24 protein-coding genes are annotated in these 20593 nt (G+C 47.6%); 20 read left to right on the top strand and 4 right to left on the bottom strand.

From position 1 onward, the window contains the following. Nucleotides 1–5: 5 nt before the first annotated feature. The 19 genes from rpsH to prfA all read left to right on the top strand — a co-directional run bounded on the left by rpsH (nt 6) and on the right by prfA (nt 12245). Nucleotides 6–407: a 30S ribosomal protein S8 gene (gene rpsH / locus NDI48_24300; GenBank protein MEP0834293.1), complete on the top strand. Its 402-nt coding sequence runs from the start codon at nt 6–8 to the stop codon at nt 405–407. Between the two features lie 81 nt (nt 408–488). After that, nucleotides 489–1028 (top strand): 50S ribosomal protein L6, encoded by a 540-nt coding sequence (gene rplF, locus NDI48_24295; protein ID MEP0834292.1) that lies wholly within the window; start codon nt 489–491, stop codon nt 1026–1028. Nucleotides 1029–1030: 2 nt separating this feature from the next. Then, nucleotides 1031–1393 (top strand): 50S ribosomal protein L18, encoded by a 363-nt coding sequence (rplR, locus tag NDI48_24290; protein MEP0834291.1) that lies wholly within the window; start codon nt 1031–1033, stop codon nt 1391–1393. A gap of 156 nt (nt 1394–1549) precedes the next feature. Beyond that, nucleotides 1550–2071, top strand: coding sequence for a 30S ribosomal protein S5 (gene rpsE, locus NDI48_24285; GenBank protein ID MEP0834290.1), 522 nt, complete (start codon nt 1550–1552; stop codon nt 2069–2071). Between the two features lie 122 nt (nt 2072–2193). Beyond that, nucleotides 2194–2655, top strand: a complete 462-nt coding sequence (gene rplO / locus NDI48_24280) for a 50S ribosomal protein L15 (protein MEP0834289.1) — start codon at nt 2194–2196, stop codon at nt 2653–2655. Nucleotides 2656–2713: 58 nt separating this feature from the next. Continuing rightward, nucleotides 2714–4060, top strand: a complete 1347-nt coding sequence (gene secY / locus NDI48_24275) for a preprotein translocase subunit SecY (GenBank protein ID MEP0834288.1) — start codon at nt 2714–2716, stop codon at nt 4058–4060. A 134-nt stretch (nt 4061–4194) separates the two neighbouring features. Next, the gene (locus tag NDI48_24270; protein ID MEP0834287.1) at nt 4195–4749 is read left to right on the top strand and encodes an adenylate kinase; all 555 of its coding nucleotides are present in this window, start codon (nt 4195–4197) and stop codon (nt 4747–4749) included. Nucleotides 4750–4933: 184 nt separating this feature from the next. Beyond that, a complete protein-coding gene (infA, locus tag NDI48_24265; protein MEP0834286.1) occupies nt 4934–5215 on the top strand; it encodes a translation initiation factor IF-1 in 282 nt (93 codons plus the stop codon). Nucleotides 5216–5615: 400 nt separating this feature from the next. Then, nucleotides 5616–5840 (top strand): translation initiation factor IF-1, encoded by a 225-nt coding sequence (gene infA, locus NDI48_24260; GenBank protein ID MEP0834285.1) that lies wholly within the window; start codon nt 5616–5618, stop codon nt 5838–5840. Nucleotides 5841–5947: 107 nt separating this feature from the next. Continuing rightward, entirely contained in the window at nt 5948–6061 is a 114-nt protein-coding gene (gene rpmJ, locus NDI48_24255; GenBank protein ID MEP0834284.1) for a 50S ribosomal protein L36, read from the top strand. Between the two features lie 57 nt (nt 6062–6118). Next, the gene (gene rpsM, locus NDI48_24250) at nt 6119–6502 is read left to right on the top strand and encodes a 30S ribosomal protein S13 (protein ID MEP0834283.1); all 384 of its coding nucleotides are present in this window, start codon (nt 6119–6121) and stop codon (nt 6500–6502) included. 46 nt (nt 6503–6548) lie between these two features. Next, the gene (gene rpsK, locus NDI48_24245) at nt 6549–6941 is read left to right on the top strand and encodes a 30S ribosomal protein S11 (protein ID MEP0834282.1); all 393 of its coding nucleotides are present in this window, start codon (nt 6549–6551) and stop codon (nt 6939–6941) included. A gap of 185 nt (nt 6942–7126) precedes the next feature. Then, nucleotides 7127–8074, top strand: coding sequence for a DNA-directed RNA polymerase subunit alpha (locus tag NDI48_24240; protein ID MEP0834281.1), 948 nt, complete (start codon nt 7127–7129; stop codon nt 8072–8074). A gap of 52 nt (nt 8075–8126) precedes the next feature. After that, entirely contained in the window at nt 8127–8477 is a 351-nt protein-coding gene (gene rplQ / locus NDI48_24235) for a 50S ribosomal protein L17 (protein MEP0834280.1), read from the top strand. 29 nt (nt 8478–8506) lie between these two features. Further along, a complete protein-coding gene (gene truA, locus NDI48_24230; GenBank protein ID MEP0834279.1) occupies nt 8507–9547 on the top strand; it encodes a tRNA pseudouridine(38-40) synthase TruA in 1041 nt (346 codons plus the stop codon). Between the two features lie 194 nt (nt 9548–9741). Next, nucleotides 9742–10197, top strand: coding sequence for a 50S ribosomal protein L13 (gene rplM, locus NDI48_24225; GenBank protein ID MEP0834278.1), 456 nt, complete (start codon nt 9742–9744; stop codon nt 10195–10197). Continuing rightward, a complete protein-coding gene (rpsI, locus tag NDI48_24220) occupies nt 10197–10610 on the top strand; it encodes a 30S ribosomal protein S9 (protein MEP0834277.1) in 414 nt (137 codons plus the stop codon). The genes rplM and rpsI overlap by 1 nt, the downstream gene beginning before the upstream one ends. 171 nt (nt 10611–10781) lie before the next feature. After that, on the top strand, nt 10782–11030 hold the full coding sequence (gene rpmE / locus NDI48_24215; GenBank protein ID MEP0834276.1) for a 50S ribosomal protein L31: 249 nt from the start codon (nt 10782–10784) through the stop codon (nt 11028–11030). Nucleotides 11031–11132: 102 nt separating this feature from the next. Next, a complete protein-coding gene (prfA, locus tag NDI48_24210) occupies nt 11133–12245 on the top strand; it encodes a peptide chain release factor 1 (GenBank protein ID MEP0834275.1) in 1113 nt (370 codons plus the stop codon). Between the two features lie 58 nt (nt 12246–12303). On the opposite strand, the gene NDI48_24205 is transcribed toward prfA, so the two are convergent. Together NDI48_24205 and NDI48_24200 are read right to left on the bottom strand one after the other, a co-directional pair. After that, complete coding sequence (locus NDI48_24205) at nt 12304–12849, bottom strand: phycobiliprotein lyase (GenBank protein MEP0834274.1); 546 nt, start codon at nt 12847–12849, stop codon at nt 12304–12306. Nucleotides 12850–13214: 365 nt separating this feature from the next. Further along, entirely contained in the window at nt 13215–14180 is a 966-nt protein-coding gene (locus NDI48_24200) for a glycosyltransferase (GenBank protein ID MEP0834273.1), read from the bottom strand. Between the two features lie 229 nt (nt 14181–14409). On the opposite strand from NDI48_24200, the gene NDI48_24195 reads away from it, so the two are divergent. Next, complete coding sequence (locus tag NDI48_24195; protein MEP0834272.1) at nt 14410–17271, top strand: S-layer family protein; 2862 nt, start codon at nt 14410–14412, stop codon at nt 17269–17271. A 5-nt stretch (nt 17272–17276) separates the two neighbouring features. Here the strand turns inward: NDI48_24195 and NDI48_24190 are convergent, their stop codons facing one another. Both NDI48_24190 and NDI48_24185 read right to left on the bottom strand, forming a co-directional pair. Beyond that, on the bottom strand, nt 17277–18767 hold the full coding sequence (locus NDI48_24190; GenBank protein ID MEP0834271.1) for a carotenoid oxygenase family protein: 1491 nt from the start codon (nt 18765–18767) through the stop codon (nt 17277–17279). A gap of 244 nt (nt 18768–19011) precedes the next feature. Next, a complete protein-coding gene (locus NDI48_24185) occupies nt 19012–20505 on the bottom strand; it encodes a folate/biopterin family MFS transporter (protein ID MEP0834270.1) in 1494 nt (497 codons plus the stop codon). Between the last annotated feature and the right edge of the window lie 88 nt (nt 20506–20593).

Raw genomic sequence — 20593 nt, 5'->3', positions numbered from 1 at the left:
AACTAATGGCGGCAAACGACACAATTGCAGATATGCTGACCCGCATTCGTAATGCATGTATGGTACGGCATCAAACAACAAATATCCCATCCACAAAAATGACTCGAAATGTTGCCAAAGTCCTCAAAGATGAAGGCTTTATTGGTGACTTTGAGGAAGTAGGCGAAGGGATTAAAAAACAACTGGTGGTTTCTTTAAAATATAAAGGCAAGAACCGCCAACCAATTATTAGAGCCATGAAACGAGTCAGTAAGCCCGGATTAAGAGTTTACTCCAACTGCAAAGAATTACCCAGAGTTTTGGGTGGTATTGGCATTGCGATTATCTCTACCTCCAGTGGCATCATGACTGACCGAGAAGCACGGCGTCAGGGAATTGGTGGCGAAGTATTGTGCTACGTCTGGTAAGGAAAAAGTTTTGAATTTTGAGTTATACCCATTAAGGTAAGTAACTCATCACTCATAACTTAATTAAAGGAGAATTGAGTCATGTCGCGGATTGGCAAGCGCCCAATAACCGTTCCTGGTAAAGTAACCGTGAATATTGACGGTCAGCATATTGCCGTCAAAGGTCCAAAAGGAGAACTAAGTCGGATTTTGCCGGAGCAAGTCACTGTCGAGCAAGACGGTGAAACGCTCCGGGTGTTGCGGCGGGATGAATCGAGAGCAGCTCGTCAGCGTCATGGACTGTCTCGCACTCTAGTGGCGAATATGGTTGAGGGAGTCTCTCAAGGGTTTGAGAAGCGCCTCTCTATCCAAGGTGTCGGTTATCGAGCACAGGTTCAGGGCCGCAACCTGATTTTGAATGTAGGTTACAGCAAGCCGGTTGAAATTGTTCCGCCAGATGGTATCCAAGTGGCGGTTGAAAACAACGTCAACGTCATTGTTAGTGGAATCAATAAAGAAATTGTGGGCAACACAGCCGCCCGCATTCGAGCAGTCCGTCCCCCCGAAGTCTACAAGGGTAAAGGCATTCGTTATGCCAATGAAGTAGTCAGACGTAAAGCTGGTAAAGCAGGTAAGAAGTAAACATGAAGCTTACTCGTAAAGAATCAATCCGGCGTCGGCATCGGCGAGTGCGCCGGAAAGTCAGCGGAACTGCCGAACGTCCCAGATTAGCAGTCTTTCGCTCCAACGATCATATTTATGTACAGTTGATTGACGATCATCAGCAACAGACCCTAGCTGCCGCTTCCACATTAGAACCCACTCTCAAATCCGAATTAAAATCTGGCGCAACTTGTGAAGCTTCCGCCGCCGTCGGAAAGTTGATTGCTCAGCGCTCCATGGAAAAAGGCATCACAAGAGTCGTCTTTGACCGAGGTGGCAACCTCTATCATGGTCGTGTCCAAGCGTTGGCAGAAGCTGCTCGCGAAGCCGGATTAGACTTTTAGGAAATGCTAAAAAAGTCTGAAGTGTGAAGGATGAAGGATGAGCAAGTTGGTTAGTAAACATTTTCTCAGTTTACTGATCACGAAAATCTAAGTGAGAGCCGACTTCATACTTCATACTTTATATTTCATACTTCTGTAATTTTTCAGGATAAGACTATGGCAACTCGTCGAAAAAGTAACCGCGCTAAAGAAAAAGAGACGACCTGGCAAGAGCGAGTTATTCAAATCCGTCGTGTCAGTAAGGTTGTTAAAGGCGGTAAAAAATTAAGCTTCCGTGCGATTGTAGTCGTGGGAAATGAGCGTGGTCAAGTTGGTGTGGGAGTCGGTAAAGCTAGTGATGTGATTGGCGCTGTCCGTAAGGGAGTTGCCGACGGGAAAAAGCAATTGATTGATGTCCCTCTGACCAAAGCGAATTCCATCCCTCACCCCTCTAATGGTGCTGCGGTGGGAGCCAAGGTGATGATGCGACCGGCTGCACCCGGTACAGGTGTAATTGCAGGTGGTGCCGTGCGGACTGTCCTGGAATTAGCTGGGGTTCGTAATATCTTGGCTAAACAACTAGGCTCTAATAACCCTCTCAACAATGCTAGAGCTGCCATCAACGCTCTTGATTCTCTTCGTACCTTCTCGGAAGTAGCAGAAGAACGGGGTGTTCCCATCGAGAACCTTTACGCTTAAAGAAAGTTGCAGGTTGGTAGGTTAGTTGGTCGAATGTTTTAACCTTTAGCTTTCAACCTTTAACTTTCAACCTTCAATTTTCAACTGGCTAACCTTCAACTTTAATATCTAAGTGCAAGATTATGAGAATCAACGATGCAGTGCCCCAAAAAGGGTCTAAAAAGCGCCGCCGTCGGCTTGGTCGAGGCATCGCCGCAGGTCAAGGAGCAAGTGCCGGCAAAGGAATGCGGGGTCAAAAGGCGCGTTCCGGTGGCAATACACGACCCGGATTTGAAGGTGGACAGATGCCGTTGTATCGTCGTCTACCCAAGTTAAAACACTTTACGGTCATCAATCGTAAACATTACACTACGATTAACGTGGGCAAGCTATCATCACTTCCTGCCAATACAGAGGTGACCTTAGCCTCGTTAATGGAGGCGGGTATTGTAACCACCAATGATGGGCCATTGAAACTTCTCGGCGACGGGGAACTCAATGTGGCTCTCAATATCAAAGCCGCTGCCTTCACGGCTGGTGCCCGCCAAAAAATTGAGGCCGCTGGTGGAAGCTGTGAAGTTATAGGCATAAATGCAACGGCATGACGTCCTGCTAAGGTCGGTGTGCTTGCCTCACCCCCGTATCCTGTAGAGGTAGCCCTTTATGGTTGTTAGTCGAGACAAAGCTCCAACCGCTCAAGAAACATTTATGCAGATGGCTCAAGCTGCTGGCCTTAGAGGTCGGCTGCTTGTGACCATTGGCTTATTAATTGTTGCTCGCATGGGTATCTTTTTACCCTTGCCGGGAATCGACCGCGTAAGATTTTCAGCAGATATCCAAAATAACTCTGTTCTTGGATTCTTGGACATTTTCTCTGGAGGCGGTATTTCCGCTGTAGGGATTTTTGCTCTGGGAATTTTGCCCTTTATTAATGCCTCAATCATCCTACAGCTCCTGACGGCTGCGATTCCTTCTTTAGAAAATTTACAGAAAAATGAAGGAGAGGCTGGGCGTCGCAAGATTTCTCAGATTACCCGCTACGTGGCCGTGGGATGGGCCGTAATTCAAAGTGTGGGGATTACGGCTGGGTTGCTCAGACCGTATGCCATTGATGGAGGAGGTCCTCTATTTATTGCGGAAACCGCGCTTGCCCTAACGGCGGGTTCGATGTTTGTTATGTGGCTATCGGAGCTAGTCACCGAACGGGGAATTGGTAACGGAGCCTCTCTTTTAATTTTCGTCAATATCGTTGCCGTTCTCCCCAAAACCTTGGGCCAAACTATCGAATTGGCTCAGACGGGTGGTCGAGAAACGGTGGGTAAAGTCGTTATTCTCCTGCTCGTGTTCCTCGTCATGATTGTCGGGATTGTCTTTGTGCAGGAGGGAACGCGCCGAATTCCCATTATCTCAGCACGGCGTCAAGTGGGGCGTCGTCTCTACCGAGAGCGAACCAGTTACCTACCCCTACGCCTTAACCAAGGCGGCGTGATGCCGATTATCTTTGCTTCTGCTGTGTTGATTCTTCCAGCATCTCTGGCTCAATTTACAGGCGCGAGTGCGAATAAGGGATTTTTGGCACAAGCCCACCAAGGGTTAGTTCAGGTTTCTAATTATTTAAGCCCGAACGGGCCAACCCCCTGGCTGTATGTCTTGGTTTATTTAGTCCTGATTGTATTCTTTAGTTACTTCTACGCTTCACTGATTGTTAATCCAGTCGATATGGCGCAGAACCTGAAGAAGATGGGAGCGAGTATTCCTGGCATTCGTCCCGGACGGACAACGAGTGAATATGTTGAGCGGGTGTTAAATCGATTGACGTTTTTGGGAGCGATTTTCCTTGGATTGGTGGCGGTTGTGCCAACGGCGGTGGAAAGCGCTACGGGTGTCACGACATTTAAAGGATTGGGTGCTACATCCTTGCTGATTTTAGTCGGTGTAGCCATTGACACAGCTAAGCAGATTCAAACCTATGTAATTTCCCAGCGTTACGAAGGCATGGTCAAGCAGTAGAAGGAGACTGGGGTGAGACAAAGAGCGATTGGCCTGACGGTTGGTCACCCAAAACTAAAGGCTTGCCTGTTCTAAATCTGGGTGGCCTACACCATCACTCAAGCTAATCGCTCAATCATCATCGTTAAAAACTAATGGCAAGATTAATCTTTTTAGGACCTCCAGGTGCAGGCAAAGGGACTCAAGCCCAACTTTTGGCTGGGCTATTGGCAATTCCTCATATTTCAACGGGTGATATCTTAAGGAGTGCGATCGCTCAAGCCACCCCTTTGGGCCAAAAAGCCAAGTCCTATATGGAAAAGGGCGAGTTAGTTCCTGATGAGTTACTGCTCGATTTAGTACGTGATCGCCTCCAGCAAACCGATACACAGAAAGGTTGGATTTTAGATGGCTTTCCGCGTAATGTCAGCCAAGCGACTTTCCTAGAAAAACTGTTGCAAGAACTCAACCAGACGTTTGATTATGCCGTCAATCTGGACGTTCCAGATGAGGTCTTAATGACTCGGTTATTGGGACGGGGACGCCATGACGATAATGAACAGACCGTTCGCAAACGCCTGGAAGTCTATCGCAACGAGACTGAACCTTTGATTGGTTTTTACAAGGAGCGAGCCTCCTTAAAAGTCATTGATGGAGATCGTTCTGTGGAAGAAGTAACACAATCGCTTCAGCAATCAGTGGTGTCCTAACATCCGTGCTTAGGGAGTCGTAGGACTTCAGTCCCATCGCTTTTTTTAAGTCAAGCATCAGCTTAATTGAAACTCAGCCATTTCAATCCCCTTTTTGATAAAATATGTTAAGACTCCCTGGACAAATCTGCAAAACTATTGAATCTAAGGGGGTGGTCAACGAAAAAATTGAGGAATGAAGATATTGTCTAAGCAAGACTTAATTGAAATGGAAGGCACGGTAACGGAATCCCTTCCCAATGCGATGTTTCGGGTTGATCTGGACAATGGGGTTAACGTCCTGGCTCACGTGTCTGGGAAACTTCGCCAGAATAACATCAGAATCTTACCAGGAGATCGGGTCAAAGTTGGAGTAAGTCCCTACGATTTAACTAAAGGGAGAATCACCTACCGCGATCGCCCAAATTACGGTTCTGGGTCAAAAGGTTCAGTCGCCCGTGTCAAAGGGCGCGTTGGTTCCCGATGAGAATCGTTCCGGTCAGGACATGATTGCTAAAGGGACGGCCCAAAGGCCAAAGGGCGCTAGCCCAAAGCAACAAATCTGCCCCCATAGAGAAATCTGTTGCAAGCGTTTAGACGTTGAGCGCAACAAACGCCAAAGGCGATTGATGGGTTCATGTAAGGTTTGTCTTCTAAAAGAATCAATAGCGATCGCCCCTGGAAAGCCGTTTCGGGGTTACTCAAGCCAATCATAGCGGCCTAAAAGTCACGATAAACTCTCGCAAGAGGCCGATAGAATGCCTAGAGGAGCTAAATTTCTCCACTGCTGAGCAGACATTTTTGATAAAATATGTTAAGAATCCCTAGACAAACATCCACTAGTCTGGACGTGTAGGAGGGGTTGATCGTATTGAGGATTGAGTCCATTGGCTAAACAAGACTTAATTGAAATGGAAGGCACGGTGACCGAATCCTTGCCGAACGCCATGTTCAGGGTTGATCTGGACAATGGCTTTAATGTCCTTGCCCACATATCGGGAAAAATCCGACGAAATTACATTAAAATCTTGCCCGGAGATCGCGTTAAAGTTGAACTCACGCCCTACGATCTTACGAAAGGCCGAATAACCTACCGCCTACGGAAGAAATAGTATTCAGCTAAAGTTTATCTTTACAGTCCAATGTTGACCAAAAAAGATTAACAGCCATATCTTAAAAGTGATATAATGTTAAGCTTGCAGTGTGGCCCAAAAAAGGCATGAAAGTAAGAGCATCAGTCCGGAAAATGTGTGAGAAGTGCCGCGTCATTCGACGTCGCGGTCGAGTCATGGTGATTTGTCAAAATCCTAAGCATAAACAGCGTCAGGGATAGCCGATAGGCTCTTAAGACTCATTTGTAGCACAAAACAAAGAATAGGGAGAAGAAAGCGTGGCACGGATTGCCGGTATAGACCTTCCTCGCGACAAGCGTGTAGAAATTGGTCTGACCTACATCTATGGAATCGGTCTATCGAGGTCTCATGAAATTTTGGCATCCACAGGAGTGAATCCTGATACCAGAGTCAAAGATTTAAGTGATGCCGAAGTAGCGGCTCTCAGAGCGGCTGTAGAAAGCAACTATCAGGTGGAAGGGGATCTCAGGCGCTGGGAGTCCATGAACATCAAGCGCTTGGTTGACATTGGCACCTATCGGGGTCGCCGCCATCGTATGGGATTACCAGTACGAGGTCAGCGGACTCGAACCAACGCTCGAACGCGCCGAGGTCGGCGTGTTGCCGTTGCTGGGAAGAAGAAGCCACCGGCTAAGAAGTAATCCCTTTATTTCATTTACACCCATACAGTTAAATCGATAAAGCGACATGGCGCGACCAACGAAAAAAACAGGTGCAAAGAAGCAAAAACGTAATGTACCCAATGGAGTAGCCTACATCCAGTCCACCTTCAACAACACAATCGTCACCATCGCCGACACCAGAGGCGACGTGGTGTCGTGGGCTTCAGCTGGCTCAAGTGGCTTTAAAGGAGCCAAAAAAGGAACACCATTTGCCGCTCAAACAGCCGCCGATTCAGCGGCGCGTAGAGCCGCAGACCAGGGAATGCGCCAAATTGAAGTGATGGTAAGTGGTCCGGGTGCTGGTCGCGAAACCGCGATTCGAGCCATTCAAGGGGCAGGACTGGAAATTACATTGATTCGGGATGTGACACCCATCCCCCATAACGGCTGCCGTCCGCCCAAGCGGCGTCGAGTTTAACCAACTATTGGTCTGTATGAGAGATTGAGGAGTGTCAGCTAGGAACAGTGCATCACGCCGTTATACTAACCTGCTGGTGCTTCGCTAATTGGCATATTGCACCTGACCCATTGTCAGGAGCAAAAAATGAGAAAGCACAATAACAGTGCTTTCTTTTGGGTCTTATGAATAAGGGAGGTTACTCCGTGGCGCAGTTTCAGATTGAGTGTGTAGAGTCTAAAACACTGAAGAATCAGAGTCAATATAGTAAATTTGTCCTGGAGCCTCTCGAACGCGGTCAAGGTACAACGGTTGGTAACGCATTAAGACGGGTTCTGCTATCAAACTTGGAAGGGGCAGCCGTAACCGCTGTCCGAATTGCCGGTGTGAACCACGAGTTTGCCACCATAGAGGGGGTCAGAGAGGACGTTCTGGAAATTCTTCTAAACATGAAGGAAATTGTCCTCAAAAGCTATACCTCTGCGCCTCAGATTGGTCGAGTCATGATTACGGGGCCTGCGACCGTGAGAGCGGCTCAGTTCGATTTACCCTCTGAAGTGGAAATCGTAGATCCGGGTCAGTACATTGCGACTTTAGCCCCAGGGGCAAGGCTGGAGATAGAGTTTCGGATCGAAAAAGGGAAAGGATATCGCTCCGTAGAACGAGGGCGCGAAGATGGTTCTGCGGTAGACTTCCTCCAGATTGACGCGGTGTTTATGCCGGTGAGTAAAGTCAATTACAGCGTTGAGGATGCTCGAATTGACGGATCTCTGGAAAAAGACCGCTTGCTTTTGGAAATTTGGACGAATGGTAGCTTAACCCCTCAAGAAGCATTGAGCCAAGCTGCCAATCTCCTGGTTGATCTGTTTAATCCTTTAAAAGATATCAATCTGGAATCCATTAAAGATGAATATCCAGATGATGAAGACCCAACCAGCCAAATTCCAATTGAAGAATTGCAACTGTCTGTGCGGGCGTATAACTGCTTGAAGCGGGCTCAGATTAACTCTGTGGCTGACTTGTTGGATTATAGTCAGGAAGACCTCCTGGAAATCAAAAACTTTGGTCAAAAGTCGGCTGAAGAAGTGATTGAAGCCTTGCAACGGCGTTTGGGGATCACATTGCCTCAAGAAAAATCCGCCAAACCGAGCTAGGTGTTGACAGGAGCAATTCAGTTGTAGTGGAAGTGTATAGGAAGAGAAAAAGATGCGTCACCGTTGTCGTGTACCCCAACTGGGAAAGCCCGCTGACCAGCGGAAGGCTCTGCTGAGAGCTCTTGCCACTGAACTAATTCGTCACGGACGAATCACCACGACCAAAGTGCGGGCAAAAGCCGTGCGTGCGGAAGTGGAAAAAATGATTACCCTGGCTAAAAATGGTTCCTTGGCGTCCCGACGTCAGGCGCTAGGCTATATTTACGATAAACAGTTGGTTCATTCCCTATTTGAGGGAGTTAAAGAGCGCTATAGCGATCGCAATGGCGGATATACCCGCGTACTGAGAACCGTACCCCGTCGTGGCGATAACGCGGAAATGGCCATTATCGAGCTAGTCTGATCAAAGGTTGAAGGTTAAAAGGTTGAAGGTTGAAGGTTGTTGGCGATAGCATTGCGATAGCGACATTAGGCGCGTCAGCGTTCCCCGTTCCCCCAAGGATGGGGGAAGGCTCAAACGAACAGTGGTTAGCGCAGTACCGGAGTTCTTCCGAGAATGCAGATCAGGTTAAAGGTTTGAAAGTTGACCCGTCAAAGCAAGCTGAGGCAACCGACAGCCTATTAACCCCTAACCGACAACCGGACTCTCAGCGAATTGCCCTGGTGATTCAATACCTGGGTACGCATTTTTCTGGCTGGCAGAGGCAACCTCGCCATCGCAGCGTACAGCAGGAAATTGAACAAGCGATCGCTTCAGTGCTAAAGCACCCCGTGACCCTACATGGGGCGGGTCGTACCGATACAGGGGTTCACGCGGCGGCTCAAGTCGCACACTTTAATGCCACAGGAGCGATCCCAGCCCACCGCTGGGCGAATGTGATTAATAGTCGGCTGCCTGACGATATCCTAATTCGGGCGTCGGCGTCGGTGCCTTCTGACTGGCACGCTCGTTTCAGTGCTAGCTGGCGTCGCTACCGATATACCCTCTATGTAGACAAGCGACCCAACTTGTTTGTGCGACCCTTTAGTTGGCATTATTATTATGCACCCCTTGATGAGTCTCTAATTCAGGAGGCTTTAAACCCCCTGATGGGTAGACATCATCTGGCAGCCTTTCATCGTGCCAACTCAGGGCGATCGCATTCCTGGGTCGATGTCCAAGCGGCAGAATGTTACCGCAATGGCCCATTTATTCATATAGAAATTCAGGCTAACGGATTTTTATATGGTATGGTGCGGCTCTTGGTGGGAATGTTGGTGCGAGTAGGAAAGGGGGAGATACATCCCAAAGATTTCACAGAACTTTGGGTGAACCAGCGCCGCGAAAAAGTAAAATACGCAGCCCCAGCCAAGGGGCTGTGCTTATTACGTGTCGGCTACCCCAACTCGCCTTTTCCCCCAGAAATTTGGTTTGATACACAACCCAAGTTTCTCTTACCCACCTCGGTCGAAGCTGAATACTGCCTTAATTGACCGATTGAAGGTTACAGCTTAAAAGGTTACAGGTTACGAGAACTTTCCCTGGAATCGCCCCCTATTCCTTCGGAGAGCGCTGCGCGCACGGGGAACGAGTAGAACTCCTAGCGTCGCGATCGCAAACTCATGTTTAACCTTCTAACTTTCACCGCTAAAACCCAACTGTCAACTCTCAACTTAGATACAGACTGATGGAAAAAACATACCTCCCCCCTCAAGACTCCCTCGAAAAAAGTTGGTACGTCGTAGACGCGACAAACCAACGTCTAGGACGGCTAGCCAGTGAGATTGCCATGATTCTCACCGGTAAAAACAAACCGACCTACACTCCTCACATGGATACCGGTGACTTCGTCATCGTGCTCAATGCTGAAAAAGTCATGGTCACCGGGAAAAAGCGTACTCAGAAGCTTTATCGCCGTCATTCTGGTCGTCCGGGTGGGATGAAAACCGAGACCTTTGCCAAGTTGCAAGCGCGTATCCCGGAACGGATTATTGAACATGCGGTCAAGGGAATGCTGCCCAAGAGCTCGCTCGGTAAGAGCCTGTTCACCAAACTGAAAGTGTATGCCGGAGACAGCCACCCCCACGAAGCCCAAAAACCACAAGCCCTAACCATTCAGACCATCCCAGGAGGAGATAAATAATGCAAGCTACTGAAACAACGGATCGCGCCGTATACTGGGGCACAGGTCGCCGGAAATCTTCCGTGGCTCGCGTGCGTCTAGTTCCGGGTAATGGTCAGCTCACCGTGAATAATCGCCCAGGAGACCTTTACTTCCAATTCAATGCCGCTTACCTCACCCTGCTCAAGGCTCCCCTGGAAACCTTGGGGCTGGAAAATGAGTACGACATTTTAGTGAATGCTCACGGGGGTGGCTTAACCGGTCAAGCCGACTCTATTCGTCTGGGAGTCGCTAGAGCCTTGTGTGAACTCGACCCCGAAAATCGTTCACCCCTAAAAATAGAGGGCTACTTAACCCGCGACCCACGAGCCAAAGAACGTAAGAAATACGGCTTACACAAAGCTCGTAAAGCACCTCAGTACTCCAAGCGATAAACAGGTTGAGTTTCTTAGCGGTGATCTCATTGCTAACCCAAACAGGGATGGGGAATGGGTATTCTCCTATAGTTCCCTAACCCCCAGTCCTCAGTATGGGAATCCTTGGCTCAACAGCAAAAAGCTAAAATTAATCTAGAGTTGACAAAAGTTTAAGGTCAAAGAAAAACCATGCCAAAAGCTGATATTCATCCGAAGTGGTATCCAGAAGCTAAGGTTTATTGCAACGGGGAAGTTGTAATGACCATTGGCTCAACCAAGCCAGAACTCCATGTTGATGTGTGGTCGGGCAATCATCCGTTCTACACGGGTACACAGAAAATGATTGACACCGAAGGACGAGTCGAGCGCTTTATGCGGAAATACGGGATGCTCGATGATACGGCTCCAGCGAACCAATCGGGTTCTAAAGAGAAATAGCTTCCTTGGCTTGCTGTCATCACCCAGTCACTCTTGAGAGCTGGGTCGATTTTTTTTATTTGTAAGCCAATCCGCTATTTTGATGGAGCGATCGCACAAGTCATGGCCGAAACCTACCTGCTGGAGAAACTACAATCTGTAGAGCAAACCTTTCATGAGTTAACACGACGTCTGGCTGATCCAGATATCGCGACTGACCCGACGGAGATGCAACGGGTCACGAAAGCCCGTGCCTCCCTAGAGGAAGTGGTCGATACCTACGATACATGGAAGACCACTCAGCAAGACCTAGCTGGAGCACGCAGTGTCCTCAAAGAATCCAGTAGCGACCCAGAATTACACCAGATGGCCGCCTTGGAAGTTGAGGAACTCGAAACCAAGCTCAACGAGTTGGAAGTCCGTCTGAAACTTTTACTATTGCCCCGTGACCCCAATGATGATAAAAACATCATGTTGGAAATACGAGCCGGAACAGGCGGCGATGAGGCGAGCATTTGGGCAGGTGACTTGGTGCGGATGTACTCGCGTTACGCCGAAACTCAAAAGTGGCGAGTCAAGTTGCTCTCAGAGTCCTTGGCGGATATGGGCGGCTTTAAAGAGGCGATTCTGGAAATTCAGGGCGACCAAGTTTACAGTAAGCTGAAGTTTGAAGCAGGCGTCCATCGGGTGCAACGAGTGCCTGTGACGGAAGCCGGGGGCCGCGTTCATACTTCTACAGCAACGGTGGCAGTGATGCCGGAAGTGGATGAAGTGGAAGTCCAGATTGACCCGAAAGATATAGAAATGAAAACGGCTCGTTCCGGCGGTGCTGGCGGACAGAACGTCAACAAAGTGGAAACAGCCGTTGACCTGATCCACAAGCCCACAGGGATTCGAGTGTTCTGTACGGAAGAGCGCTCTCAACTACAAAACCGAGAGCGGGCGATGCAGATTCTCCGCGCCAAGCTTTACGAGATTAAGCTCCAAGAGCAACAACAAGCGGTGAGATCGATGCGACTGTTGCAAGTGGGTACCGGTTCTCGCTCTGAGAAAATCCGGACTTACAATTACAAAGACAATCGCGTCACCGATCACCGTCTGGGTCAAAACTACTCACTCAACCCAGTTCTTGAGGGCGACTTGGAAACACTCATTCAATCTTGCATTAGCCAAGATCAGCAGGAACGCTTAGAGGAGTTAGCAGCGTCCACGTCCAGCTCCCAATCGCATAAATAAGATTTAAGCGTGTCATTTCCACAAAAGCCCCGGTAGAGATACCGGGGTTTGTTTTTGCTTATTCAGCCTTGATGCGCTTTTCCAAATACTGACCAATCATCTTCTGTTCGCCAGCACGAGAGATGATGGTTTGCCGTGTGCGATAGTTTTCGCCAATTAGTTTAAGTTCTTCCTCAAACACAGAGCCTTGGTATTCGGTTCGCAAGCACAAGGTTTGGGGATTGGAGAAGTAATACTGCGCTGTGATGGGTTTAGATGTGGCAAAACCGCGATCGCGATACAGGATATCTCCTAACACCCCAAATACTGTCGAATCTTCAGACTGCTTACGCCCCGTGACTGAATCGCTACTTTTCCAGCTCACATGACTACCGCAGGTAAGTGAAATTCCATCGGGTAGCTCGTGCTGCCGCTGTAGCTCAAGCAGTTCATCACAGCCTTGCTCCAGAAACCGAACAGTAATCAGGCTGACTATTTCCTTGGTATCCCCATCGGGCAGCGTGTAGTAGCGGCGTTCAGAGCGCCAGTACCCGACTGATTGGCGGAAAAAAGCTGCAATTAAGGATTCTTCTATTCTCTGGGTATTTCTTAGGCGAGATGTCACCGATGTTATTCCTCATGCGAAGGTTATTACAAGCATGGCTGCACAAATTTTGCATTATGCCAGTAATTGCAACTATTCTTAACACATTACTAGTTTAACCATTTAACCAGTAATTGAACTCAGCCATGCGGATGAATTTCCGGATTGATCTAGCTGCAACGTCCCAAATTGGACTGTTCCGGCTTGGCTTCTCCTGCTTAGATTTTCCACAAACCTTCAATAGTGTTGGGTTTGGGGTTACGTTAACAAGATGAGTTTTGATGCTAACTGATGATTTTTTTACAAAAAATGCCCAGCTAACAACTGTATTCAAATTTACAAATAACCTTAATTAGGATTATTCTTAATTTCTCATTAATTCTTAATCACTTACTAATACTAATTTTTGGAATGAAGTCTGACGAATTTATACTAGGGCGTGAGCGTCTAGCTTCTCTTAATAGGTGCCAAGCACCTGGAGAAAAAAGGGCAGGAAAAGAGATTTGAACCGCGTTAAATAGCTTTCCTTGCTTGAGGCCGACCAAACTCCAATGTAATTTTAGGTAATCTCGAATATCTTGAAACTGTGGAAGCTCAGAACAATATTTTGGATTAACCTGTGAATAAATTCTCTTTTTAATCAAGATATTAGTATCAAGACGATTTTGCAAAGAAAATTTTTGATTCAATGCTCCTTGCCAAACAGTCCGACAACCCAAACATTCATTAATAAAAATGGCATCTCCAAATTGAGAAATTTTAATCCAAGAATCAATATCATCAAAGTTAGTATCTAACGTCGAGTCCCAACCGCCTGTTTTGAGAAAGGCATCACGGGAGAAAGCGACTTGCACAGGAGTACCGAAAGGAACCTGTTCCATGAGCATTCCATAATGAATGTCTTCTTGGGGAATATAAAATACTTTTCCTGGCCCTGTTTTCCGGGTTCTGCTAATTTCAATTTCTTGATCATCAACCTGGATGGCTTGACACGAACAAATTACAGCTTGAGAATGAAGTGCGATCGCATTTGTCATTTCCTCAATACAGTTAGGTGCTAAATAGTCATCATCATCTAGTAACTTAATCCAATCTCCCGTTGCTAGATCAACACCCGCATTTACCGACTTGGAGTGACCGATATTTTCTAAATTGCGGTGATAAATCAGACGCTTCTCACCCATACTGGCAAGCGCTTCACATCGTTCTTGGACATAGGCTTGGGTGCTATCTGACGAACAATCGTCAACGATAACAACTTCACAAGGTAGAGTTTGAGCTAAAGCGCTGTCAATAGCTCGTTTTAACAAATTGAGGCGATTATAAGTTGTGATGACAATGCTGAACTTCATTGCTTTTTCCCCAGAACTAACCAGTGATTCAATGTTAAGACAGACCAATGGTTTCCCTTATCGTCTCAGCGTATTCTGCTAAAAATTTGTAAATTTTCGTCAAAAGAGTAGAGGATCACAAAAAAAATCGACTTATCGCTTATATAACTTGTTAAGTTCAGCCGCACTTCAAATCTCTCTTCTCAGCTTTATGTTTCTCCAAAAAATTGACATTTGGGCAAATAAATGCATGACAAGACAACTGTTCAAGCTTACTTGTTATTTAAGATTAGGTGGGGCAATAACCCTTAGTGGATGCTTCGTTAGCGTCTTCTCCGGAAATTATGCCCTTGCTCAGATTGCCCCCGATACCACTTTAGGCGCTGAAAGTTCCGTATCCACACCCCTTGATGCACAGGGCTTGCCTATTGACCGCATCGACGGAGGAGCCATTCGGGGTACGAATCTATTTCACAGTTTTCTCGAATTTAATGTTGCTGCCGAGCGCGGCGCATATTTCTTTAGTCCAGCTAATATTCAGAACATTCTGGCTCGCGTTACAGGTAGTAATCCCTCCCAGATTTTGGGAACGCTTGGAACGTTTGGTGCCTCTAGTCCCAATTTGTTCTTGATTAATCCTAATGGGATTATTTTTGGGCAAAATGCCAGCCTAGATGTTGGGGGTTCGTTTGTGGCTACCACAGCAAATGCTGCTCGGCTTGGAGATACAGGACTATTCAGTGCTTCGGAACCAACATCGAGCAATTTACTCTCAGTCAACCCTTCTGCTTTCTTTTTTAATGCTTCTTCTAATCAGGCTGTTGTTAATCGTTCCATTGCCGATCGCACAGTGTTGGGCGATCCTACCAATGGCCTTCAGGTTGCCAATGGTCGCAGTTTAGTATTGATAGGCGGCAATGTGAATTTGGAAGGAGGGAGATTGAACTCTCCAGGAGGTCAAATCGAGTTAGGAGGAGTAGCAGAAGCGGGAACCGTAGGGCTGAATGTGGATGGCAATAAACTGAGCTTGAGTTTTCCTGATGCTGTTGTGCGAGCGGATGTATCGCTCACCAATAGGGCTACAGTCAATGCTAGTGGCGGCGGTGGTGGTACTGTCCAAGTACAGGGTAGGCGCGTGACGCTCAGTGATGGTTCAGTCATAGGAGCAATTACCTTCGGCTCGATACCAGGAGGAACGATGGCTGTGACTGCCACAGAGTCTGTGGAACTGACTGGTACTAGCAGCTTATTTACTGGCTCTTTGGGAACCGGAAAGGCTGGCGACTTGAAGATTACCACGGGACAATTTATTCTTCGCGATGGCTCACAGATATCGACCTCTACTTTGAATGTCGGTCAGGGAGGAACTTTAAGCGTGACGGCCTCGGAATCGATAGAACTGATTGGAGTATCAGCAGATGGTCCCAGCACCGGCTTGTTTACTGACACGCTGGGTACCGGAAAGGCTGGCGACTTGAAAATTGAAACCAGGCGGCTGATTGTTCGAGATGGAGCGGCAATATCTACTGCTACTAGACCGGGTAGCCAGGGACAGGGGGGAACATTGACCGTAACCGCCTCTGATTTCGTAGAACTATCGGGAATATTAGTAAATAGTAGTGGTCAATTTAGCAGTGGCTTGTTTAGCGATACTTTTGGTACCGGGGCGGCGGGAGACTTGACTATTAATACGGAGAGGTTAACTGTCCAGGCAGGGGCCGTGGTAGCCACTCGTACTTTGGGCGAAGGTAAGGCAGGAAATTTAACGGTAATGGCCTCTGATTCTGTAGAACTGACTGGAGCAGCACCAGGTCAACAAACGGTTAGTGGCTTGTTTTCGGGTACTTTTGGTACCGGATCCTCTGGAGATTTGACCATTGATACCCAGAAGTTGACGGTTCGAGATGGAGCAGCAGTATCAACTGAGACTCATGGCGAGGGACAAGGAGGGCAATTAACTGTAGTTGCCTCTGACTCGGTAGAACTGATTGGAACAACCTCTAATTTTCAGTTTACCAGTGGTTTGTTTACTAGTACTTTTGGTACAGGAGCAGCTGGAGAGTTGACAATTAATACAGGAAGATTGGCTGTTCGAGATGGAGCAGGAGTATCAACTGAGACTCGTGGTGAGGGACGGGGAGGAAGTTTAACTGTAACTGCCTCTAAGTCTGTAGAAGTCAGTGGAACTGATGCCTTGGCTAGTGGTTTGACTACAGAAACACGAGGTTCTGGAGATGCTGGCAACTTGATGATTACAACGGAGGAATTGATTGTCCGAGATGGGGAAGTCAGGGTGAGCAGTGAGGGGACAGGAGAAGCTGGAAACCTTACGGTACAAGCTCACAGCCTCTTGATGGACAATCAAGGAAGACTGACGGCTGAAACCTTATTGGGTAACGGCGGCAATATTACCCTCCAACTCCGAGACTTACTACTGTTGCGTAATACCAGCAAAATCTCCACTACCGCAGGCACCGCACAGCAAGGCGGAGATGGAGGCAACATCACCATTGATGCTCAATTCATCGTTGGCGTCCCTAAAGAAAATAGCGACATCACAGCCAATGCCTTTAAGGGGCAAGGCGGTAATATCAACATCACCACTCAAGGTATTTACGGACTCCAGTTTCGCCCACGCCTAACGCCGTTAAGCGACATCACCGCTAGTTCTGAGTTTGGCTTAGATGGCGAATTTCAACTGGATTTGCTCACCGATGTTGACCCCAGTCGAGGATTAGCGCAGTTGCCTACCAGCGTGGTTGATGCCTCAGATCAAATTGACCGCCGATGTACTCCTGTTAGGTCAACCCAAGAACGCAATAGCTTTACAATTACAGGACGAGGTGGCTTACCACTCAGTCCTAACGACCCTCTACAGAGTGAGTCAATCATCACCAATTGGGTGACGCTGGACTCTGACGTTGAAACTAAAACGGCTCCAGTTCCCATAACGCCTAAGAGTTCCACCCCCAAGCCACTGGTAGAAGCTCAGGGCTGGATGCTCAATCACAAAGGAGAGGTTGTCCTCACCGCTTCGGCGCTGACAGGCACTCCACAGGGGGAGTGGTTTCCTGAAGCAGAGTGCGATGAGCCTGCTGTTCAGAGTCAATAGTCGGCCTAAAACACGTTTGGTGTCCAGCTACCGTGCAGCCCGTAAGGAATGTGATGCTTCAAGTGCAATCGCGCCACTGGCCCCCGATTTAGATCGCGACCGTCTAAAATTACAACATCAGACCGATGGCGCGTCGAGTCATAAACTACCGTAAGCACCCAACCCTCATCTTCCTGATTACTATCAGGACGAGGCACAAAAATTGGCTCACTCACATATCCTTTCGGTGCCGCACTCCAAAGCTGTTGTTCCCCTGTGGTTACATCCAGTTTGAGAATCGCCTGTAGGGGTGCATTTCCTGTCGGATTATGAGCAGCACCAGTGAACAGATAGCGATAGGGGCGTCCTACATTCTTGGGATGCAGGGAGGGAAACTCACAGCAGCGTTCTTCCAATTGCTGACGTTCCACGGTTTGCTCATTTAAGTTGAGTGTAAACCGCCAGAATTGCCCCGGTGTCAGTGCCTCAAAATCCACGTTCCGAAAATCACTTTCGGGTTCAACCTCAGGCAATTTGTCATAGCAAATCGAGTCAATGTAAATCTTGCCATCTTGCTCAAACGCATTAGCGTGGTGGAAGACAAAACCCGCTTTCGTTTCCAAAAGTTGCATCGGTGCTTTGCCATCACGAGGAATCACCACAATTCGGGTAGGCTTATCTGGCTCAAACTTCACGCACTCACCCGCACCCCGCAATCCGACGGCGAAGGGAATCGGATTGAAGCTAACCGCATTTTGAAAGAAGATGCAGTAGTTGGGTGTAATTACAAAGTCATGAATGAAAGCAAAGCCGGGAATACTTCTCGATTGACGCCGCAAAAGTTTACCGGATTGGTCGAACTCGTAAATGATAATGGTGCTAGAAAGACCGGCTTTGATGGCGAAATTAACTAGAACCGGTTCACCCGCATTGTAGTTACAACTGGGGTCAATCCGAGGGTGAGCCGCAAACGATTCACCTTCTTTCAAAAGACCATCCAGGTAGTCTATCCCTATCGTATTGAGCGTCTTCGGGTCTAAGCCGTAAGGTTCAGCCGCTTCCCATAGTGCTAGCAGCTTTCCGCCCCAGTAAATAACATTGGTATTGGCAATATTTTTGAGTTTAAAATCAAAGGCATTAGCCAACCAACCCCCAGGCTTTTGAGTACCAAAAACACCGCGATAGAGGATTTTTCCTGCCTCTTGTTCTGCAATAAAACCCTCAGTCCGAACAAAACGATTGCGGAAGTGAGCACGACCATTATTAAATGCGATCGCACTAATCATTCCATCTCCATCAAAGGGATGATGCAGCCGTTGCCCATTGATATCAAGCAAGCCAGGGCCATTGCGAAACAAAGTCCCTTGCAGCGCTGCCGAAATCTCGCCTTCGATGTCATCAATCCAATAGTCATATTCATTGGGCTGGGATTGATAACCGTTTTTCCAATCATTCCGCTCATAGGGCAGAGCAGAAACGGGAACTGAAAAATGTTCTTGAGTCGGTACAGTTTGCATATTTCTTATGTAAAAAACTTAAAAAATCTTGATTTGGGATGTAGAGATGTAGCCATCTATAGTTAGTCTAAATGAATTGTGAAACTTATTTATCGATCTGGGTAATGGGTTATCGGTAATGGGTAAAACGTTATAATTACCCATTACCTATTACCTATTACTCTCCTTTGTAGTTTTCACGAATAATTTAGACTGGCTATACATCTCTACGGTGTACAGAAATTTTTATCCAAAGCTCAACAAACTATTCAGCAGGGTCTTCAACGGGCTGAGAAGCCATGCTCTTACTCAGCCGTTTCTCTAAGGGATTACGGATGAATTCGGGTAGCAGATCCGGTAGGAAGGGTTGTTCCGACATAGAACCCGGAGAATGATGTTCAAACAGCTCTGCTCGTGGCAATGACTTATGAATTTCGGCGGCTTTAATTTCAGCTTGTGGGTCAGCAGCCGGTAGCCAACCTAAAAAGGGCAGGGGCAATAAACTGGAGACATTTGTAATCACAATTAATAGCCAAAGCTTGTCAAAGTTACTCTCGGTAACTCCCAACCAATGGGTGAGTAATGCTCCTAGTTCATGGGACAAAAGTCCTGCCAAGTTAAATACCGACATTAAAAGCGCAAATAAAGTCGCTTCCACACCCTCTGGGCAAAGTCGTGCCGACAGTACCAAAATGGGCATAAAGGCAATCTGTCCCATCACCGTGAGGATGAGGCTGTCTCCCAAGCTGAACCAGTGATCGTCAATACCTAGAGTACGATTGGTATGGGTAACCAAAAGTAGGGCACTCATCCCTAAAACAGACGAGATTACCGTCGTCCACCCCATGAGGCTGCGGAAGGGGAGGTTCTTGAGAAAGCGTTGGAATAACCAGATGCCAATCAGGGAGGCAACACTCGTAACCAAGCGCACACGCCCTAAAAATTCGGGTTGAAACCCTAACTCATTGGTCGTGAAATAGAAAAATGCGGAATCCGCGCTGGGTGTGGCTTGCCAGATGAAGATGAAAGCTGTAGGCAACCAAATAGCTTTTTGCGTCACCGCACCCCGTAGTTGCTTGATTTGGTTCCAAACTTTAGAGGGGTCAGGACGAGAACTGACGGATTCTTCCGCAATGAACCAGGCTACGGCTGAAACCAGTAAGGGAAAAGTGGCGGTAATCGCGAAGACGGTTTGATTGCTGAAATGCTGCAACAGCCATCCACTCAGGTAAGCCGTTATCAATCCACCTACGGCTGATGCGCCCCAAGTGAGAGATTGGAGGGAACCGGAGTCACTGAGAGATTCTTTCCGCGCCCGTTCGACAACCAGTGAGTCTACAATCACATCACTAATGGCGACCGATAGAGAACTCAGGAGAATGGCACCCGTCGCCGCCCAAGCCGTATTCACTAAAGTAGCGAGACTGAGCCAAGCCGCTGTGCCCATCAATCCCGATAAAATCAGGTAGGGGCGTCTGCGGTAGCCAAACAGGGGTAATCCGTCTGAGAGAAAGCCAAACAACGGCTTAATCACCCAGGGTAAAGCGGCAATACCCATCAGTGCTGCCACCTGAGCGGGACTTAATGCCAGTTGGTCTTTGAGGAAAAAGCTAACCGCCAGACGCGCTAAGCCCAGGATACCCTGGACAAAATAGACGATTAAGATGGCAATCAACTCAGATGTGGGTTCGTTGCCAAAGAATACTTTTTCTTTCAAAGATTCCTTTAAGGTGTCCAAGCCGGACTGGGAAGCAATCATGAATATTTTTTAAGAATTGTCTCCTTTTCTATCTTATATATACTCTCCCAGCCATTGCGATCACTATAAAGTCAGATTTTTGTAACAT

The sequence above is a fragment of the Microcoleus sp. AS-A8 genome, assembly GCA_039962225.1.
Taxonomy (GTDB): Bacteria; Cyanobacteriota; Cyanobacteriia; order Cyanobacteriales; family Coleofasciculaceae; genus Allocoleopsis.
The sequence above is the reverse complement of the archived record's forward strand: the minus strand, read 5'-3'. Positions and strand labels throughout refer to the sequence as shown.

Bases quoted from the DNA above. Each gene is read 5' to 3' on its own strand.
- secY (MEP0834288.1), top strand. From the start codon at position 2,714: ATGGTTGTTAGTCGAGACAAAGCTCCAACCGCTCAAGAAACATTTATG.
- NDI48_24200 (MEP0834273.1), bottom strand. From the start codon at position 14,180: ATGAAGTTCAGCATTGTCATCACAACTTATAATCGCCTCAATTTGTTA.
- rplO (MEP0834289.1), top strand. From the start codon at position 2,194: ATGAGAATCAACGATGCAGTGCCCCAAAAAGGGTCTAAAAAGCGCCGC.
- rpsK (MEP0834282.1), top strand. From the start codon at position 6,549: ATGGCGCGACCAACGAAAAAAACAGGTGCAAAGAAGCAAAAACGTAAT.
- rplR (MEP0834291.1), top strand. From the start codon at position 1,031: ATGAAGCTTACTCGTAAAGAATCAATCCGGCGTCGGCATCGGCGAGTG.
- rpmJ (MEP0834284.1), top strand. From the start codon at position 5,948: ATGAAAGTAAGAGCATCAGTCCGGAAAATGTGTGAGAAGTGCCGCGTC.
- NDI48_24190 (MEP0834271.1), bottom strand. From the start codon at position 18,767: ATGCAAACTGTACCGACTCAAGAACATTTTTCAGTTCCCGTTTCTGCT.
- rpsE (MEP0834290.1), top strand. From the start codon at position 1,550: ATGGCAACTCGTCGAAAAAGTAACCGCGCTAAAGAAAAAGAGACGACC.
- rplM (MEP0834278.1), top strand. From the start codon at position 9,742: ATGGAAAAAACATACCTCCCCCCTCAAGACTCCCTCGAAAAAAGTTGG.
- rpsI (MEP0834277.1), top strand. From the start codon at position 10,197: ATGCAAGCTACTGAAACAACGGATCGCGCCGTATACTGGGGCACAGGT.
- rpmE (MEP0834276.1), top strand. From the start codon at position 10,782: ATGCCAAAAGCTGATATTCATCCGAAGTGGTATCCAGAAGCTAAGGTT.
- NDI48_24270 (MEP0834287.1), top strand. From the start codon at position 4,195: ATGGCAAGATTAATCTTTTTAGGACCTCCAGGTGCAGGCAAAGGGACT.
- NDI48_24185 (MEP0834270.1), bottom strand. From the start codon at position 20,505: ATGATTGCTTCCCAGTCCGGCTTGGACACCTTAAAGGAATCTTTGAAA.
- rplF (MEP0834292.1), top strand. From the start codon at position 489: ATGTCGCGGATTGGCAAGCGCCCAATAACCGTTCCTGGTAAAGTAACC.
- NDI48_24195 (MEP0834272.1), top strand. From the start codon at position 14,410: ATGACAAGACAACTGTTCAAGCTTACTTGTTATTTAAGATTAGGTGGG.
- rplQ (MEP0834280.1), top strand. From the start codon at position 8,127: ATGCGTCACCGTTGTCGTGTACCCCAACTGGGAAAGCCCGCTGACCAG.
- rpsH (MEP0834293.1), top strand. From the start codon at position 6: ATGGCGGCAAACGACACAATTGCAGATATGCTGACCCGCATTCGTAAT.
- prfA (MEP0834275.1), top strand. From the start codon at position 11,133: ATGGCCGAAACCTACCTGCTGGAGAAACTACAATCTGTAGAGCAAACC.